The organism is Rhodopirellula baltica SH 1 (assembly GCF_000196115.1).
Classification (GTDB): domain Bacteria; phylum Planctomycetota; class Planctomycetia; order Pirellulales; family Pirellulaceae; genus Rhodopirellula; species Rhodopirellula baltica.
The window spans coordinates 3,893,524-3,913,871 of sequence record NC_005027.1; the positions used below are offsets into that span (position 1 = coordinate 3,893,524).

Sequence of the window (20,348 nt, forward strand, 5' to 3'; positions counted from 1 at the left end):
CAGAATGAGAAATCAACGCCCACCGCGTACAGGACGCGGATCACGACCAGCTCGCTTCGAAGAACCGGTCGACACAATTGCTCTGCTAGAATCCGTTGGCCCGGTGGAAACACCGCCAGAAATGGATTCCTTTGACGAATTGGATTTGTCGCCGATCATGCGTCGAGCGGTCAAAGACGCGGGCTTCACAACCCCGTCGCCGATTCAAGCCGCATTGATCCCACACGCTTTGAATGGCAAAGACGTGATCGGCCAGGCACGGACAGGAACCGGCAAAACTGCCGCGTTCAGCATCCCGATCCTCGAGCAGCTCGATTCCCTGGAAGATTGTCGCGACCCGCAAGCGATCGTGATCGTCCCAACTCGCGAATTGGCTGACCAAGTCGCCGCCGAAGCCGAAAGGCTCGCCCGCGGGGTTCCGACGGAAATCGCAGTGCTGTCGGGCGGCAAAAACATGAACCGCCAGCTTCGCCAATTGGAAAATGGCACCCAGCTCGTTGTCGGCACCCCCGGACGCGTGCACGATCACCTGCAACGAGGAACATTGCGAACCAACAACGTGTGGTGCGTGGTTCTGGACGAAGCCGACCGAATGCTGGACATCGGATTCCGGCCGCAAATCGAACGGATCATGCGAAAGTGCCCGCGGAACCGACAAACATTGCTGCTGTCGGCAACGCTTCCTCCCGTCGTTCGCCGCTTGGCCGAAAGCTACATGCACGAACCAGTCGTGATTGACTGCTGCCGTGACGAAATGGCGGTCGACACGATCGAGCAACGGTATTTCACCATCGCGCAAGACGACAAAGTCAGATTGCTGGAATCGCTTCTGAAACGCGAAAAACCTGAACAAGCGATCATCTTCTGCCGAACCAAACGCGGAACGGATCGCCTGCACCGGAAGCTCTCTCACGAATACGGGAGCGCATGCGGTGCGATTCATGGTGATTTGCAGCAACGCGAACGCGACCGAGTCCTTCAAAAACTCCGTGACGGCAACCTGAAATTCCTCGTTGCAACGGACGTCGTGGGACGCGGAATTGACATCAGTACGATCTCACACATCGTCAACTTTGATGTCCCGCAAGATTGCGACGATTACGTTCACCGCGTTGGCCGAACCGGCCGAATGGGTCGAGACGGTGTCGCGTACACCTTCGTCGTCCCCGGTGAAGGCGACATCCTGACGAGCATTGAACAACGGATCAACAAATTGCTGATTCGGGACAAAATGGACGGTTTTGAATCGCCCGCCGAGAAGGCTGCAGCGGTTGCCGCGGCGGCGCCCGAGCCCGAGAAAGAGCTGCGGCGCACCCTCAATCCTATGACACGAAAACGCCCTCGCCGGCGTTGATTTCGTTCAGGGAACTTTTTCGCAGACCCAACGTCCAACTTGACGCAAGAATGTGTCGATTGTGACGGCTGTGAGTTGCGAGACCTCTGACCCACCGTTCCCGCCCCCTCTTGTGGGTGAAATTCTCGGGTCGATTTCGTCATCAGAACCGGTGCAATTGGCACATTTGTCCAACGAGTGAACGCTGCGGTAAGTAGCGATGACGCAAAAATTTGCGACGTTATTTACCCCAACTATACTCGTCGGACTGATCGCGCGAGCTACGCCCCAATTGCCCGACATTGATGTCGGTGCGATCCCCAGCAACGCCGTGAGATCAGCCTTGTCATCCACGACTGATCTTTGATTGGCCGCAATTCCGCGGCCCGTTGAAGCTCCGAGATTCACAACAAGTTCGGCGGATTGGGTTGGAAATTGGCTGTTTCGGAAGCCAACGAAGACTCAATCTCTGGTCTGCCTAGAAGGTTCGGTCTATGACCTCGCGTCAGCGAAACACAGTGTCTCCGTCCACGGAAAATGCCTCCTCCCGCGATCGTGCGCCATCGGTGCCAGCTCGCCGTCGGTCCAAGACGTCCAAACGCGGAGGCGAAAGTCGCCAACAGCGTCGGCGTCACTTGGTCGAGACGCTCGAAGCTCGGCAATTGCTGGCTGGGCCGCAACTCATTGGGGTGCAACCCAACGAGGGCGACTTGATCGACGATGGTGCGGTCCGCCAAACCGCTCCTCGTGTGTTGACGTTCCGTTTCGACGAGAACCAACAGATCGATCCAACAACGCTGGGCGGTGTTGAGATCAGTCGCGCCGGTGGCGATGGCGACTTCAACGAAAAGATCGTGATCGAACCGGGTTCGATCACGTTGGGCGATCCCAACCAAAACGAGATCATCGTTCGCTTTGCCGAAAACCTGCCGGACGATGACTACCAAATCAAACTGTTTGGTTACGACAATCCCGATGAAGACATCGTCGGCATCCGTAACTTGAACGGAGAGCTGTTCGTTCCAAACGAAGCTGGAGAGCGAGTCCAAACAATCGACTTTGATTTGGACTTGGGTGCACTGATCGAGTCGGTCGTGCCACAGCCGGTTGTTCGCAATGCTGATGGCAGCCTGACGCAGAACCGAAACGAAATCGTTGTTTACTTCAACGAAGATCCGTTGTTCGTCGAAAACGACGCAAACGGCAACCCAACCACGCGATCGGCCGAAAACCCTCGTTTCTACCAGCTGTTGCTAACCCAAGACACGGTTCGCACGACCGACGATGTTGTCTATCAACCCGCCAAGGTTGTTTACGACCAAGAAACCTTCACGGCTCGTTTGTTCTTCGACACGGACGACATCAACGACCTGGAGTTCGAGCAAGCTGTTCTGACAGCTCAGGACGCATCGCAACTGGCACAGCTCGAGGCCGCATTGGTTGCCGGAACGCCTTCGGTGGCCGAAGCCGAAGCCAACTTGGCCGCCTTCAAAGACTCATTCGCCGTTCCCGTTGGTGGTGGTACCTTCCGACTGCGTATTGGCAATGCCATCAGCAGTTCAGCGGAATTGCAATTGCAACCTGCTGAAGTCATTCCTCGCCCGTTCACCAACGTTGCTCTGGACAACAGCGGCAGCGAATTTTTGATTCGATCGTTGCTGCTCGGCGAAGACCAACCCGAACGAGCTGTGACGTTTGTCAATTCCGCCGCGGGTGGATTGGCAGTCAGCTTGGATGCCAATGGCCGCGTCGTGGTCGACTTCGGTGGATCCACACCGACGGTCAACGATTTGCGAGTCGCAGTGGCAAGCACGCCATCCGTCGCTGGCTTGGTCGAAGTGGACCCAAACAGTTTCGGTTCGCTCGCATTGCCGTTGAGCTTGACCAACAAGAGCGATTTCAACCTGGTCGGTTTGGGCGGCACGCTCACGACCGCATACAACCTCGGCGAACTTGGTTCTACGGGAGAGTTGTCGAGTGTCCTGATTCGCGAATCCATTTCCCCGATGCCGTTTGATCTGGATCTTCCCGGTGGGAATGACGATCCAGGGCATCGCGAGGTCGACACCGCTTTCCAAGGTCACCTCAACCCGTTGTTTGGAGCTGACTCCGTCGATGGCATCACCGAGATTGCCTACAACTTCGAGTCCAGCGTCGCATCGACTGGCGGCACAACGTTCAGCAACCAAATCACCGATCGCCAACGACAGCGAGTCCGTGAAGTGCTTGACCTGTGGTCAGCAAAGATCGGTGTGCAATTCCGCGAAACGGTTTCGGAAGGCATCACGTTCGCCGTTGGCGATAACGCTCGGTTGGCGAACTCGGTCAGCTTCAACGTGATCAATGCGAATGTTCGCGTCGATGAAACGTTTGCCGATCCCGCGATCGTCTTCAGCAACCAAGTCACATTCGGCACCGCTTACGGCGAAGACTTCACTCGAAAAGCGGCCGCCGGCGTGGGTCTGTTGCTCGGATTGGAATTCGCTCCCGAATTGCCACCGGAAACACTGCTCAGCGGTTCGTTCGCGTTCTTGAACGACACGATCAATCCGGACACCGAAGCAGCTCTGAAGAACCTGGAACCTGTCTTCCCGGGCAATGCGGACGTGCTGCATGGTCAGTATCTGTATCGCCCCGATAGTGTCGATATCGACATGTATCGGTTTGAGGTCAACCTCAACGATGCCGATCGATTGGGAACGTTGACCGTTGAAACGTTCGCGGAACGTTTGGCTCAATCCAGCCTGCTCGACACGACGTTGACGTTGTTCCAAGAGGTCCCCGCCTCCGCGACCTCGGACTTCGATCTGGGACCTTCACTGTCGGTTGAGTTCTTGGCCGTTGCGGCAGGTGCAGAAGGCAATCAGACTCGAATCGAATTTGTTCAAAGCGACCGAGCCGCTAACGACAACGCAGTGCGTGTGCTGCGTCAAACGGGTGACGATGGACAACTGCTCGACAACGTGATCCTGCTGGACGTCCCACGTCGCAGCAGTGTGGGTGCCGTTCCGGTGTCTGCATTGATCAATGCGATCAATGACGACCCGTTCGCTTCGTCGCTGGTTCAAGCTCGCTTGGTCGAAGGCAGCGGAACGACTGACATCTCACGACCAAACGAAGTCCTGGACTTCTCAACGATCAGTCTTAGCGGCGGTGGCTTGGAACAGCTCAGCCGCAACGACGACTACTTCAGTGAAGACTCGTTCCTCACCGCATCCTTGGGAGCAGGAACCTACTACATCGGTGTCGCCGCCAGCGGCAACGATGAATACAACCCATTGATTCCTGAAAGTGGTTTCGGTGGTCGTACACAAGGTGAATACGAACTTCTCGTCAAGTTCGACCCCAATGTCGACGAAGTCAACGTGCTTCGCGACATGGACCTCGAAGGCAACAACGCCGGCGATCGAATTGGAGTTCCTGGAACACCAATCGATGGCGACGGAGACGGGGCCGCTGGCGGTTTGTACCAATTCTGGTTCCAAACTCGCCCGGAAGAGCGCATTCTCGAATTCGAACTGACCGGCAACTCGATCACACCTCACCAAACGATCGAGGTCATCAGTGGATCAGGGGCTCGTCGCGTTTATGAATTCGTGCCGATCGGACAAAACGCGACCGTACCAGGCAGCGTCGTGGTTCAGTACAACGCCACCGTCGGCGCGGGTTCGCCCGCAGCGGGCTTGGCCAACGAACTGGCGACCTCCATCAATCTGTTGACCGGTGTCACCGGCGTATCAGCCGAGGTGATTGGATCGGGTGAATTGGTCCAACTGTCGGGCGAACGTTCCGTCGAAACCTCGACCAACTTCCGTGGTATGAACATTCATGGTCGTACGATTTTCGTCGACAAGATGGGTGCCGCTCAGGCCGACGGCAGCATTGATTCGCCAATCAACAATATCGCCAGCAACGACGTGCTCAGCGCGTTCTCGGTTGCTCGATTTGGTGACCAAGTTCGCATTGTCGGCAACGGCGGCATCGATGGAGACATCGAAACTGAAGCGGATAACTTCAGTTATCAATTCGGCATCACCGAAACTGGTGGCCGAGTGCTGGAAGACGGACGCAACATGGAAATACCGCAAGGCGTGACAACGGTCATCGACGCGGGTGCCGCGTTGAAATTCCGCAGCGCACGAATTGGCGTCGGCAGTAGCAGTCTGCAAATCGATCGCAGCGGATCATTGCTGCAAGTCTTGGGCACACCTCGATTGGTTGAATTGTCGACCGACAACGACGTCAACGATCCGGAATTCGATCCTACGACAACGCTGTTGACGCATGTCTCCGACGCGACCTCCGCTTACGACAACGGCAGCGTGATTCTGACCAGCATGCGAGACCGTGGTGTGGATGTCGCTGCGGCTGGCATTGCTCCGGCTGCGGGTCCTGGCGACTGGGGTGGAATTGTCTTCCGCAGTGACTTTGATGCGGTTCAAGGGCGAAGTTCGCTAGAAGACGAAGGCATCTTCGTCGATCGTGTCAATCACGCAGAAATCCGCTTTGGTGGCGGCAGCAACTTGTTGATCGATTCGGTTCAGCAATTGGTCAATCCGATCACCATGATCGGTCGACGTCCGACGATCTCGTTCAACGACATCACCCGCAGTGCGGATGCTGCGATCAGTGCCTCGCCGGACACCTTTGAAGAAACCACGTTCCAAGGGCCCAAGTTCCAAGTCGCTGGACGGTTCATTGCGGATTATGACCGCGTTGGCCCGGACATCTATTCGAACCAATTGGTCGACAACAGCATCAACGGTTTGTTCATTCGTGTCCAAACCACCGCGAACCAACCGCCTCGTGAATTGACCGTTGCTGGTCGATTTGACGATATCGATGTCGTTCACTACTTGGCTGAAAACCTGTCGATCGTCGGCACTCCCGGCGGCAGCATTCAAGACGGAATTCGTCCTGACTTGACCAGCTCCGCTGGCAACGTGAACTTGGGCGGAAGCCTGCAACAAGGCACGTTCAATTACAAAATGACGTTCGTCGACGTCTTTGGTTTCGAGTCCGCCGCGAGTGATCCAAGTGGCGATTTCACTGTGCCGTCAACGTTGAGTGGTTCGTCCATCGAACTTCGCAACTTGCCCGCAATCGGCGGAGTCAGCAACTTCGTCGCGCGTCGTCTGTACCGCAGCATCCCCGGCACGACCGACTACGTCTTCGTCGCTCAACTGGACGCGACACGTCAAACTTTCGTTGACAATGGCGAACAAACGGCTGCCAACAGCACATTGCTCGACCCAGATTTGGATGGCGTTCGCGGTCGCTTGGACGCTTCGTTGACGATCGACCCCGGTCTGATCGTGAAGCTGAACGGAGCTCGCATTGAGCTGGGCCACGGCACTCAGTTGTTGGCCGAAGGCACTGCGCAACGTCCGGTCATCTTCACCAGTTTGCTAGACGATCGTTTTGGTGCTGGTGGAACGTTTGACACCAGCAACGACGCGGCAACTGGCACGGTATTCGATCCCGATCGCGGCGATTGGTCAGGCATCTACGCCGGCCCCAACTCGCATGTCAGTCTCGATTCGGCGACCATCGCTTATGCCGGTGGCGTGAGCTTGATTCCCGGTGGTGAAAGCCGCGGCTTCGTTCCGTTGCAACTGCAACAAGCTTCAGCACGCGTTGTGAATTCGCGATTTGAGTTCAACGACGACGGACAAGATGGTGCGGGCGATGTCGGACGATTCGGCCGTCCTGGCGTCACGCCGTCGACGATCCATGTTCGTGGTAGCCAGCCGATCATTGTCGGCAACGATTTCGTCGACAACCGCGGCAGCATCATCGACATCGATAGCAACTCGATGACAGCCGAACGCATCATCGACCTTGGTCGCCAAACCGGTTCGGTCGACAACTTCTCCGAACTGGACGACAACTATGGTCCATTGATTCGAGAAAACCGCTACGAAGTGGTTGCCAATGCGGCGGCGGGTGAACGGCAGCTGAGCGGCTTGGAAATCCGTGGTGGCCAACTCACGACCGAAAGCATCTGGGACGATACCGATATCGTTCACATGGTGTTCGACAGCATTGTCGTCGGCAACCTTCACTCCAGTGGCGGACTGCGTCTGTTCAGTCGCGCCGAGGAAAGTTTGGTCGTCAAACTTTCCGGAAGCGGCACAGCATTCAGTCCAACGAGTGGAACTGGATTGACCGCGACGGGAACCATCGGTGACATCGACGATCGTATTGGCGGTACGGTGCAAATCATCGGCATGCCTGGATCGCCCGTTGTCCTAACCAGCCTTGCTGACGACACCGTCGGTGCAGGCCTGATGCCTGATGGCACGGCGTTCTTGGACACCAACGGCGATTCCTTCGCGAGCCGTCCTGACACGAACGATTGGCGAAGCATTCTTTTCGACGAGAATTCGAATTTCACCAACATCGAATTCATTCTCGAACGCGAACTGAAGTCGGAGATCAGCCCAGGCCTGAACGGCTCGGTTGTCACGGCACAAGCTTTGGGAACCCTTGCTCCAAACGAATTGTTCAGCGACGAACAGAATCGTTTGGGTTTCGAAGTGGAAGGATTTCTTTCACAAAGCAACGACGTCGACACCTATGCATTCACGGGTGAAGCGGGAACTCAGATTTGGGTCGACCTCGACCACACATCGTTCACGCTGGACACCGTGTTGGAAATCCTTGACCCCGATGGAAACGTCATCGCTCGCAGCGACAACTCCTTCGACGAAGTCAATGGCGACGCGGAAGTCGACATTCTCGACCCGAGTGCAGAAGGCTTGGCCGGATCGCTTCGAGCGAATTCGAATTTCGACGGATTCATGGACTACGACACTGTCAACCCACGTGACGCCGGCTTGCGTATCACGCTGCCAGGGCCAATTGGCAATTCGTCGAATTACTTCATCCGAGTCCGCAGTGCAGCGGTCAATCCGGACGATGCCGAGGGCGGTCTGACTCGTGGCGGCTATCGCTTCCAAGTTCGCTTGCGAGAAGAGCAAGAGTTCAGCGGCAGCATGGTTCGCTACGCAGACATCCGATACGCGAACAACGGTATTCACGTCCGCGGTGCCATGGCGAACTCGCCACTCTTGGGCGAGGCACAAGAGAACGAACAGTTTGGCAACACGTCCAGCAACGACATCGCTGTATCAGACCTGGATTCACCAGGCCAACGGGCTCAGTACCTCGGCAATACCTTGGCAAGTCGCAACGGTGTGCTCAGCGTTGGCGGCTCATTGGATAGCGTTGCAGACATCGACCACTACCAAATCGATGTGCTCGGATCACAAGGTGCGGTCAGCCGCGACACATTGATCTTCGACATCGACTATGCCGATGGCTTCAATCGTCCCGACACCATGCTGTCGATCTTCTATGATCCAGATGGCGAAACCGGCGATGCTCAACCACGATTGGTTGCGATTGGTAACGACAGCAACATCCTGGAAGATCAATCCATCCAGGGTGACTCGCCAATTGATTTGTTGCAGCGAGGAAGCATTGACAACGGGGACGCTTACATCGGTCCTCTCGCGATGCCAGGTGGAGACGGAACGTATTACGTGGCCGTCACGGGCGAAGGAACGACACCGGATGTTTTGTCCGATCCATTGGTCCGTTTGGAACCAATTGATTCCATCTTGCGAATCGTTGACGACCAAATCGCCAACAGCATTCAAACGACAGCGGATGCACCAGTCGAACCATTCTTCATCGACACGAGTGTGTTGCCATTCGGTTGGGCAACGACGCTCAACCGCGCACGTGACGTTGGACACAACTCCAAGCAAACCTTCAATGGTTCGCGAAACGTGGATTTGTTCCCCGACAGTCTTCAGTTCGAGTCAGAATCCAACAACTCGCTGCTGACAGCCGACAACCTAGAAGCCAACCTCGGCTGGAGCCTGAACGACGACCCCAACGTTGGGAACTTCTTCGGAACAAACACCTCGCAGCAGATCCCGCACACCAAGGTGCTCGGAACCACGATCAACGAAGTGGTTGATGTGTTCCAGTTCGTTGTCCCGGTCGATGGCTCGCGTGTCATCTTGGACATTGACAATGGCTTCATTCCATTTGCCTATGACGCCAACCCAGGCTTCGGTGGCATCGACATCGATCCGGACATCGAAGATTTCGAAAGTGACAGCGTCGATTTGAAACTGCAGTTGCTGGATGCCTTCGGTACCGTCGTCGCGACAAACTCATTTGCGCCAACCAGCTATGGTGCCTTGGGAAGCACAAGCGATCCATTGAGTCTGTTCAGCGAAGACCCTTACATCGAAACGTTCTTGCAAGCGGGCGTTTACTACGTGGCGGTCTCGCCAGAAGCAACCGCCTACGACCCAGCGAACCAAGTGTTCTCGCTGGACGTTGCCGATCGCCCACAACAGGGCACCTATGAACTCAACGTTTCGGTTGAGGACCATGTCACCAGTGGTGGCGATCCGAACAATCAATCGTTGTATTTCGATCGCTCTGAGATCCGGGGCGATCTGGACAGTGTGGCGTTTGACCTGTCGGGTTACAGCGACGCCGACCAACCTTACCTGTACTTCGACTATCTGCTGAGCGACATCGGGGATGACGAAGTTCGCGTCATCGCTCGAAGTGACCAACAGGGCGAGACCGTTTTGGCTGGTAATGCTGCGGGCATCGCTGGCACCAATGGGTCGCTTCTGCAACAAGACGCTTTGGAAAACTGGTATCAGGCTCGATTGGACCTCGGACAATTCGCGGGTGACTCCAACGTGATCATCCGCTTCGAATACGACACCGACCTGGCTGCCGGAACCGGCCCAGTCTTTGGCGGAGAAGGTCTGTACCTCGATAACTTCATCGTTGGCTTCGCGGAGCGTGGCGAGTTGGTTGTGGGTGCTGCATCAGGCCGCACTGGATTCACCGGACAATCACAGTCTGTCCTTGGCGAATACCAACTCGAAATCCGTCCTGGTCAGGAATACACAACAACGACTTCGGCAACAACTCAGACTCCGACAGCCACGTTCGACACAAACGAGCGATTGGCCCGGACGATGACGATCGTTGCACCTCACCCATCGCAATTGAGCGACGGGGACACCTTCACGATGTCGGACAACGTCCGCAGCGTGACGTTTGAATTCAACAGTTCCGGTTCGGTTCTGGCTGGTAACATTCCAATCAATCTTGTTGGCGTGACCACCCAAATCGAAGTGGCTGAACGGATCCGAACGGCGTTCAACCTTCCAGCCGTTCAGGCACTAATTCCAATCCAAGCAACGGATTCATCAGGTGACACTACCGGTGGAAACAACGACATCCGGATCAATTTGTCCGCGGCTGTGGTTGGTGACTTCTACAAGGTCGACAGTGTTGCCGATGTACCAGACGCGGCCGATCCAATCGTACCGACAGGAACGCCATTCCGCTTGCCAGCGATTTACACCGAGTTCATTGGCGATCAAAACGTTCAGCGTCGACAAGACCAAGTCTTCATCGACTCGAACAAAATTAGCGATGTGCATGCCATCGGTATTTGGAGCGAGCCTGGCGATCGTGGTGTCGACCCTCAAGACATCAAGACTCGCTCGCAATTTGCTTTGGATCTGGGGAACTTCTTCGGATTCAACAATGACGATTTCTTCGCAGGAGAAGAAAATCCTTATCTGCAACAACCGCCGATTGGCAACACGACACCAGGTGGTGTTCGCAATCTGCCGACGTTGAACAACTCCGTCATCGGTGGTTTGGCTCCTTCGGTCACGATCGTGAACAACACGATCGACAGTGCTGGCTACTCCGCAATCAAGGTGGATGGCGAAACGCGCCCATGGCAAATCGATTCGTTCTTCAGCGGTGACTTCCTCGGTGACATCGGCTTCGGCGACTTCATCGCAGATGGTTTGACGATGACCATCGACGCCGCAGGCACGCGAGTCACCTTCGAATTCGAAGACATCGGCGGTGGCGTCGTGCCAGGCGGTGGTAGCGGTGTGATTGGTGGTGACGGATATGTCGATGGCCACGTGCCAATCTACATTCGCCACACGGGTCAACTCTACAACCCGCCAACGATTCCTCAGGCGGCACGCCGTGACTACGCTCACACCCGTCACGAAGCGATGATGGCAATCTACCAAGCCATCCAGGGCAGCATCTTGATGACCAATGACATGGTTCAATTGGTTCATCCAACAATTGGGCCATCCATCCAGTTCGGCGATGAATTGGAAGAGAATCGCTACCTCAGCGACATCTCGTTCCCAACCGCAACGGTGTTCTTGGAAGGTGTAACCGGCATCTATTTCGACACTTCGTTCGCCAAGGGCGGTGGGAACCCATTCTTCGCCAGTCCGGCAGCAGTCGCGGAAGCTCCACAGCCTTTCTCGCGAATCGTCAACAACACGATTTACGGTCAGGATGGAACTGAGTCGCAGTTCTCACAGGCCGCGATCATCGACGGTGTCGATGGAGACGACACCATCAGCGGTGCTCGTGACACGAAGGTTGGTCAAGCCCACAACGGTGCCTACATCACCAACGGAACGATTGGCAACGGCAACTCATTGTTGACCGCTCAGCAAGACGTTGACTTCTATGAAGTCGAACTTCGTGCGGGCGATCGCTTGACGGTCGACATCGACACGTTGGCAGCTGCCTTGGACATTCCTGAAGGCCCCGATTTGGTCCTGCGATTGTTCGACTCAAACGGCGTAGAAGTGGCATCCAATGATGCCGCCGCAGCTCCGTCTTATCTCGAAACGGCAAGTGATCCAACGCAGGAAGACACCTTTGTCGACACAGGTATCGATCCGGTCGACACTGCCGACGATACCCAGCCAAACCTTCGTGCGGTCGACCCATTCCTGGACTTCACCGCGACGGCCAAAGGTACCTACTATGTTGCCGTTTCATTGCAATCGAACGGCGAATACGACCCGAACGCATTGTCTGGCCGGGCTAAAAGCTCTGACACGACCGGTGACTACACCATCGCGATCGAAGCTTATGCGGCTCGCGATTTCGTGCTGAGCATCGACGACCAAAACCTGGCCCGAAACACAGGCAACTTGGGATCGACCGGCGATGATTTGATCGGCACCTCGATCGTGATCACACAGATTCCTGATCGTCAGGACGGATTCGTTGCTCCGAACACCACCAACTCGATGCGGTTCTTGTTCACCGATGGTGTCGGTGGCATCCGCACAAACGACAACGGTGAAACGGTTGTCAACGTTCCGTTGCAATCAGGTGATGGTTTCCGCACACCGGAAATCATGTCCGCTCTGCAAAACGCAATCAATGGAGCCGGAGTTGTTGACAACCCAACATTGACCAGCCCACCATTGCCCAACAACGAGTTCGACAACGGTCCTGATGACAATGACATTGGTGCCGTCGCAGGCCCGATCACCCGGGTCGAAGCACTCGCCCTCGGCGGACTTGCCGGAAGCGCAGCCGGACTGGACCGTTTCGACTTCCCAATTCCGTTCCCGTTCGGGACCGGCAGCGACTTCCAGTATGGGTTCGGCCACGATCGAACGAGCGAAGTTGACAGTCTCGGATTTGCCGGCACCACGACGTCAGGCCTAGGGACGACTGAACTTTACCTGCTGATCAAGAACGCGGCAAAGGTCGAGATCATTCCGCCAGAAGGTGGCACAACTCCGTTGCGAATGGATCCTCAACCAGGCGTTGAGATGGACCAACTGCTACCTGAAACTGGCGTGATGTTGACCGGAGGTAGCAGTGCGACCTTGATCAACAATGTGTTGGCGAACTTGAACCAAAGCATCGTGGTCGAAGAAACCCAATTCCGCGGTTTCAGTCACCCAACCGACCCAGATGAACACATAAAGCCATCCGAAGTGGTTGTCACGAACAACTTGTTCCAACACGATCAACCACAAACGACTGTGTTCCGTCAGAACATCAACAGCGTCAACAATGGCGGTGTTGGACTGACGACCGATGCTCGCACCGGTCCTAGCAGCGTCAACGGCGGCACCGATGACTTCAACATCACGTTGGGCAACAACGATGTGCTGTTCGTCAACGCCGATGGCGACAACTTCATCCCAGCGTTGTTCTCACTGGCGATTGACAGTGGTGCCAGCTCGGTGGTCGAACGTGACGCGTTTGGTGGTGTGAAAGAAAGCGTCGGTCTGGGCACCAGCAACATCCTCGCACCAACCCGCGATGGAAACGGCGTGCTGCGTGCGGATAACGATCTGGCCGCTCCTCCATCTGGGGTCGGCGGAAGCTTGTTCATCGACCGTGGTGCAAACGAACTGGCCGACTTCAACGGCCCAGTCGCTACATTGCAGGATCCGCTCGACAACGATGCCGAAGGTCGCGACGGCGATCGCTCCGACAGCTTCCTGCGATTGACCGGCGGCAACCAACAGAAATTCACCATCCAACTGCGTGACACAGGTGACTCGTCCAATCCATTCTCCGGGATCGGAATTGACGATGACACCGTCGTCGTGGCTGCGATCAACGGCTTGCGTCCCGTGGGCGCCAATGTCGCCGTCTTTGAAAATGAGAAGTTGTTGACTGAAGGTATCGACTACACCTTCGACTACGACGAAACAAGCAACCTAATCACGCTCACACCGCTTGCCGGTGTTTGGCGAGAAGGGAATGCTTACAGCATCTCGTTGAACAACCGTGATCGCAGCGTCATCGTTGCTCCTGATCCAAGCGAAGTGCGTGACGGGCAACAAGTCAGCATCACTGACTCAGACGGAGGCACGGTCGTCTTCGAATTTGAGTCTGGCTATCAACTGTTCTTGCCTGAAACGTTGACTCTGGTCGTTCCGGAAGTCGGCATCGATGCCGGCGGCCTCAGCGATGGCGACTCGTTCCGTATCGGCGATGGCGAAAACGACACCTTGGTGTTCGAATTCGATCGCGATGGAACCGTTTTGGGCGATGCGACTCCGATCATCCTTCCCGATTCCCAGGTCGATACACCGGAAGGTCGTCAAGAAGTCCGTGAGCGAATCGCTCGCGACATCGAAACGGCGATCAACACGGCACTCGCAGCCAATCCAAACTTCGAAGTCGAAGTCGTGGTTGATGGCGATCGAGTCATCCTCGGTGCTCCCGCGGGATACACAGTTGACACCTCGGCGGGTGGAATGGAACAGGATGCCCGTACGCTGGCATTGCAAGCACCTCGTGCCGGAACCGCCTTTGGTGGCGTTCAAGTCGGCGACACTTTCATCGTCAGCAATGGCAATGTGACACGCACCTTCGAATTCACCGAAGACGGCACACTCAGCGATCCATCCTTCGTCCCTGTCGTGATCACGGTCGCTCCAAACGAGCTGACATCCATCGAATTGGCTCAAGTCATCGCGGACACCCTGTCAAACTCGGCACTCGGACTCGTTCCGACGGTTGTCGATGACGCGGTTTACCTGAACTTGCCTTCGGCTGGTTTTGTCAACATCAGTGCAGGACAACTGACCGCCATCGGACTCAGCCGTCCGATTAGTGATGGCGACATCATTCGTGTGACTGAAAGTCCCGCGACGGTTTCCACTTCGATTGAACTAGGAACCGCCTACCCAGGCGGCTTGGCCGTGTCGGACTTCGGTGCGACTCTGGACAACAATGTCTTCGTCCTGCAAACAAGTGCTGGCGACCGTGTTCGAGTTCAAATCGACGCCTCGGAAAACGACCTGATTCCGACTCCAGGCAGCTTTGCTCTGGACATCACTGAAACGGTTACCGACGACGTTGGAAACGAAACCTTGGTTCTCGTCTCGCGAGATGAGTTTGCTCGCCGATTGGCCGGACTGCTCCGCAACGCTGGACTGAATGCCGATCCGGTCGCTCAAGACCAATATGTGTTCTTGAATTTGCCAACCGGCGTGACGGCGACGTTCCAGTCCGATTATGGCGGATTGTCGTTGAGCGAAACTTCCGAGTTTGAAGTTCGACGCACGCTGGAATTCGACTTGGTCACGCAGGATGAAAACGGACAGGATACCTTTGACGGTGTTGCACCTGGCCACTTCCGCATGCCATTCCGTTTGACCGACACCGCCAGCGATTTGGCAGATGCGGTTCGAGATGCACTGAACAACTCTGCCGATCTGATCAATGGATTGGCACCGGGCTCGCGAGTGGTTGCTCCTGGTCAGGTACAGGTCGAATCCAACGAGACGGTCAACGTCAACGGACAAGACATCATTCCTCAACCGGCCATCATCACGGTCACCGCAGGAAGTTCACTCGAGGTTCGCGGTGAACCCGGCGTGACAGAAAGCAGCACGGTTCAGGTCTTTGGACCATTGTTGCTGACGATGCCAACCCTTGGTGGATTCAGCATCACCAATGGCAGTGCATTGATTTTGCGAGACGACGCGGGCAACGATGTTGTGCTGCAATTCGTTTTGCCAACGGGTTTGAACAACGTCACCGCTGTGCCGGGTGCGATCTTTGTACCTTACGACTCAAACCAAAACGGTGCGACGTTGGCAGCGAACTTGGCCGCGGTCATCAACGCCTCGCCTGCTGACATGACCGCCACGGTCAATGCGAACAATCAAATCTCGCTGGGACGCATCGATCGCGATCGAGTCGACAACAACGGATTGCCAGGTTTGCTCGTTCCGGGCACCCCAGGCATCTCGGTCGACCGCGGTATCGTGGCCGATGGGGAAGTGTTGCGACTGCGTCAGGGCGACGTCGATATCTCGTTTGAGTTCGAACTTAGCGATGGTGGTGGCGGAGTTCGTCCGGGCAACATTCCTGTGACGTTCAACTCCAGCAGTTCGATCGGCGAAATAGCTCAAAGCTTGGCAGCAACGATCAGCAACAATCGCGGTGGTTTGCGATTCGCAGTGGATCCTGCAACTGGTCAAGAATTGATGCCGGTGGCCGACGTGGAAGCTGGAACCGTTCGCCTGAACGATTTGCCAGGCACGCAAGTTGACATTTCGGGTTCGACCACACTGAACGTGGTTGGTGTTCCCGGCGGAGCAATCGCAATTCCGATTTCGCCAGACAACAACTCCGAAGACGTCAAACGAAGCATTCTTCGAGCCTTGCAAGGCGTCAACCAACCGGGGCAACCCGAGACGACCACGTTGCAAGCCGAGAACCGCGGTGGTTCGACGTTGTTCGTCGAGAACGCTTCGATCATCGATGGACCGGTCAGCAACTACTACTTGCCCGCCATCAAGGATTTGGCTGGCAACCCATTGGCGCCTAACCGCGAAGATCGTTCGACACAGTTCACCATCTTGATGCCCGGCATCGGATTGGACTTCGGCGATGCACCAGACCCTGTCGCCGGCGTGCCAGGTCGCTACCCAACGACATTGGCTCAAGACGGTGCTCGCCACGTGATTGGTGGTGCAAACAATCCTGTCTTGGGAAGTCGCGTTGACGCGGAAGTGGACGCTTTGGCGGTCCGCACCGCTGACGGTGACGACTTGACCATCGACGTGTCTCCATTGACTCCAGCGGGCGGTCCATTGCCAGCAACGTTGTTCTCCAACACGATCGTTGGTGGTGACGTTCGCATCGCAGTGAACCCATCGCAATTCTCTTCGCTGAACCTGTTCGATGGCGAAACCATCACTTTGACGGTCGGCGGTGTGGAAGCGACGTTGGAATTCGACGTGGACGGACGCTTCGACGAAGACAACTTTGCGATCTCCATCAATGCCCTCGATGAAAATGGCAACGTCGACAACGCTCTGATCAACGAAGAAGACATCGCCGCGGCGATTGTCCGAGCCATTGATCAAAGCCCACTTCGTCCTGCGGAACGCTCGATCTCGGAAGAGAACGGATTGTTCGTCGTGAACTTCACCGGCAACGATGAAGACGGCGTGAAATTCTCCAGTGCTACCAACCCTGGCGGAATCATCAACCCAGGCGTGATCACACCGATTGAAGTCACCGCTTCGCCGGGCAGCGTGCTGCAGGCATGGATCGACTTCAATGCCGATGGCGACTGGGATGACGCCGGCGAGTATGTCTTGCAAGACATTCAGTTCGAAAGCAACCCAGAGACTCCTGGCCAAATCACTCGCCAGTTCGTGATTCAGTTCCCTGACACGGCACCAGCTCCAACGGCGGGCGTGAGTGCGACTTATGCTCGATTCCGAGTTTCAACCGAAGGCGGATTGTCGCCAAGCGGCTTGGCTCTGTCCGGTGAAGTCGAAGACTACTTGGTGACATTGTTGCCAGGGTTGCCACCAACTGTTGATGACGCTGCAGCGAACCGCAACTACACCGTTGCTGAAGGTGCAACGTTGCAAGCAATCGATGCGACGGGCACATTGACGCCGACCATTGCCAATGACAATGGTCTGCTCAGTGCGGTGGTCGAGCCCGATGGGCAAGATGTCGCGATCTTCGCTGATGACATTGGCTCGAAGACAATTTACGACGTCAACGATGCAACTCGTGTCGCCGGTGTCGTGAACATCGCTGCGGACGGAACATTCACCTTCGACGCTGATGCGGACTTCTCCGGGCAAGCGACCTTCGTCGTGCGTGCAACGGATGTCTCACCAGGAAACCCTGGCGGGCAACTTGTCAGCTCGCGAGCGATCACCGCGACCATCACGGTCACTCCGGTCAACGATGCACCGACCTTGCAACCTGGTGTTCAACCAAGCGACGTGCTGACGACCGAAACAATCCTGGAAGACAACGTTGTTAGCCAGGAAGATCAAACATCGCTTGGCCCAGTGGTCTTCTCCGCCGCTGATCTGATCGATCCGTACTTCATTGCCGGCCCAGGTTCGGAACCAAACGAGCAAGAGTTGTTCTTCCAGTTCGCTGGCACCGGCTCGACCGCGTTCCAAACGACGCAGGGCGGCACGTTGGCCATCACCAACAATGGCCGAACGATTCAGTACACGCCTCCGCAAGACTACAGCGGAGCGACACCTGATTCGTTCATCTATCGGGTGGCGGATCGTGAGGCTCCGGGCCAAAACACGATCGTCAGTGCAACCGCGGCAACAGTTGGGCGTGTTAGCATCGTGATTACTCCGATCAACGACAATCCTCGCTTGGTCGACGACACCTTCAGCACCAACGAAGACACTCCGCTGACCATCGATGTCGATGGCCCCAACGGAATCTTGAACAATGACACCGCTGGTCCAATTGACGAGCAGAACGACGGTCAACAGATCTTCCTGGTGCCTGGTCAGTTCCAACGTATGGTCAATGGCCAAGTCATCAACAACCGCTTCACCGAAGCCGGTGGTACGGTTCGCTTGGACGGCACACAACTGGTCTACACTCCACGTTCGCAGTTCAGCGGCACGGATCGATTCACCTATCAAGTTCAGGATTCCGAAGGTGGAGTCTCGACGGCGACGGTGACGATCAACGTTGGCAGCGTCAATAACCAGCCTGAATTCGTTGGTATCAATGGCGTTGCAGGCGAAACGACACTGCGATTCGACGAACGCAAACAGACCGGCGAAGGTGTCAGCTTTGACCTGAACGCTTGGTTCCGTGATCCAGACGGCGACGCGATGACCTATCAGGTATCGGCGACGGGTGGAACATCCGTGATCAACCCGACGGTCTCGGGCAACGAACTGAACATCGATTTTGTTCCGTTCCAAAACGGCGACAGCATCCCTGTTTTGATTACCGCTCGCGATCCTTCAGGATTGACGACCAGTCAAACGATCTTGGTCACCGTTACCGGATCGCCAGACGCTCCTGTGGTTCAAGGCAGCTTGAATCCGCTGCAGATCATCGAGGACACCGTCGCGGTTGAGGACTTGACGCAAGTCTTCTTCGATCCAGATGGTGACACGTTGACCTACACGGTCACACGCCTGGGAACGATCGTGAATCCGACAGCGGCCCAAATCGCTGCTCATCCGTTGGTTCAATCAATTGAGTTCTTCGGAAACTCGATGCGAATCACACCGAAGCCAAATCAATCTGGCCAGGTGACGATCGAACTGTCAGCACGTGACGCACAATTCCAAGCAACTCATCAGTTTGAATTGCAAGTCTTGGCAGCCGAAGATGCACCAACCGGTGTGGAAGATGCCTACGCGGTATCGTTGGGTGGCCGTCTTGAAATCAATGACCCTGCGTTGGGACTGTTGCGAAACGACTTCGACCCAGATCTAAACTCGACTTTGCAGATCGCATCCGGCTCGGTCACTCAACCGACCTACGGAACGGTTTCACTCAGCGGAAACGATGACGGAACGTTCATCTACACGTTCAACCCTGAGTCCAGCTCGCTGAATCCGTTGCCAACTGGCGACAGCTTCACCTATCGCGTGCAAGACAACACGGGTCGACTGAGTCCACCAGTGACGGTGACGATTACCTTTGGGCAATCGGCCTACCAGAACCCATCGGACCGATTTGATGTGACCGCGGATGGATTTGTCACGGCGATCGACGCGCTCAGAATCATCAACTTGCTCAACCGCGACGACCTTCGTGATCCAAATGATCCGAATGCTGAATTGACGATCGATCGCATTCCGACTTCACCACCGGATTACTACGACGTCAATGGTGATGGTCGCGTTTCCGCCTTGGATGCGTTGCAGGTGATCAACGAGCTGAACTCTCGTTCGGTCAGCGGTGCCGGCGGTGAACCATTGCTCGGTGACAACACAACGATTGTTTCGGGATCAATGGATTCCGCATCTGCCGGACGATTTGGCTCCACCCAAGCTGTTGCGTCTCCAGCGGCCACAACCGCGACGGCGGCCAACGCGGTACCAATATCCTCGGCCATCACCAGTTCCCGAACCCCGGCTGGTGAATCGACTGTCTCTGCAGAAGCATCGTTGGACAATTTGCTCTCGGTTGGCTTCGACATCCAATCGACTCAATCGCAACGCAACGAATTGTTGGCCAACGCACTGGCGGACGACTTAGAATCGTCATTGTCCGATTTAGGCACCGGATTGGATGGCGCGATTGACTCCGCCTTGGTTGATCTTTTCTCAGATGAAACTGATCGCAACTAGAATTTGCTGACCTGAGGGGCCCGAAAACGGGCCCCTTCATTGGCACC

General features: G+C 55.9%; 2 protein-coding genes. Both read left to right on the forward strand.

Going from position 1 to position 20,348, the window contains the following annotated elements; genetic code table 11:
• Nucleotides 1–4 precede the first annotated feature (4 nt).
• Nucleotides 5–1,354, forward strand: a complete 1,350-nt coding sequence (locus tag RB_RS14965; RefSeq protein ID WP_164922057.1) for a DEAD/DEAH box helicase — start codon at nucleotides 5–7, stop codon at nucleotides 1,352–1,354.
• A gap of 545 nt (nucleotides 1,355–1,899) precedes the next feature.
• Nucleotides 1,900–20,301: a tandem-95 repeat protein gene (locus tag RB_RS14970; RefSeq protein ID WP_164922880.1), complete on the forward strand. Its 18,402-nt coding sequence runs from the start codon at nucleotides 1,900–1,902 to the stop codon at nucleotides 20,299–20,301.
• The last annotated feature ends 47 nt before the right edge of the window (nucleotides 20,302–20,348 follow it).

Coding starts and splice junctions, on each gene's coding strand:
- RB_RS14965 (WP_164922057.1), top strand. CDS start 5: ATGAGAAATCAACGCCCACCGCGTACAGGACGCGGATCACGACCAGCT.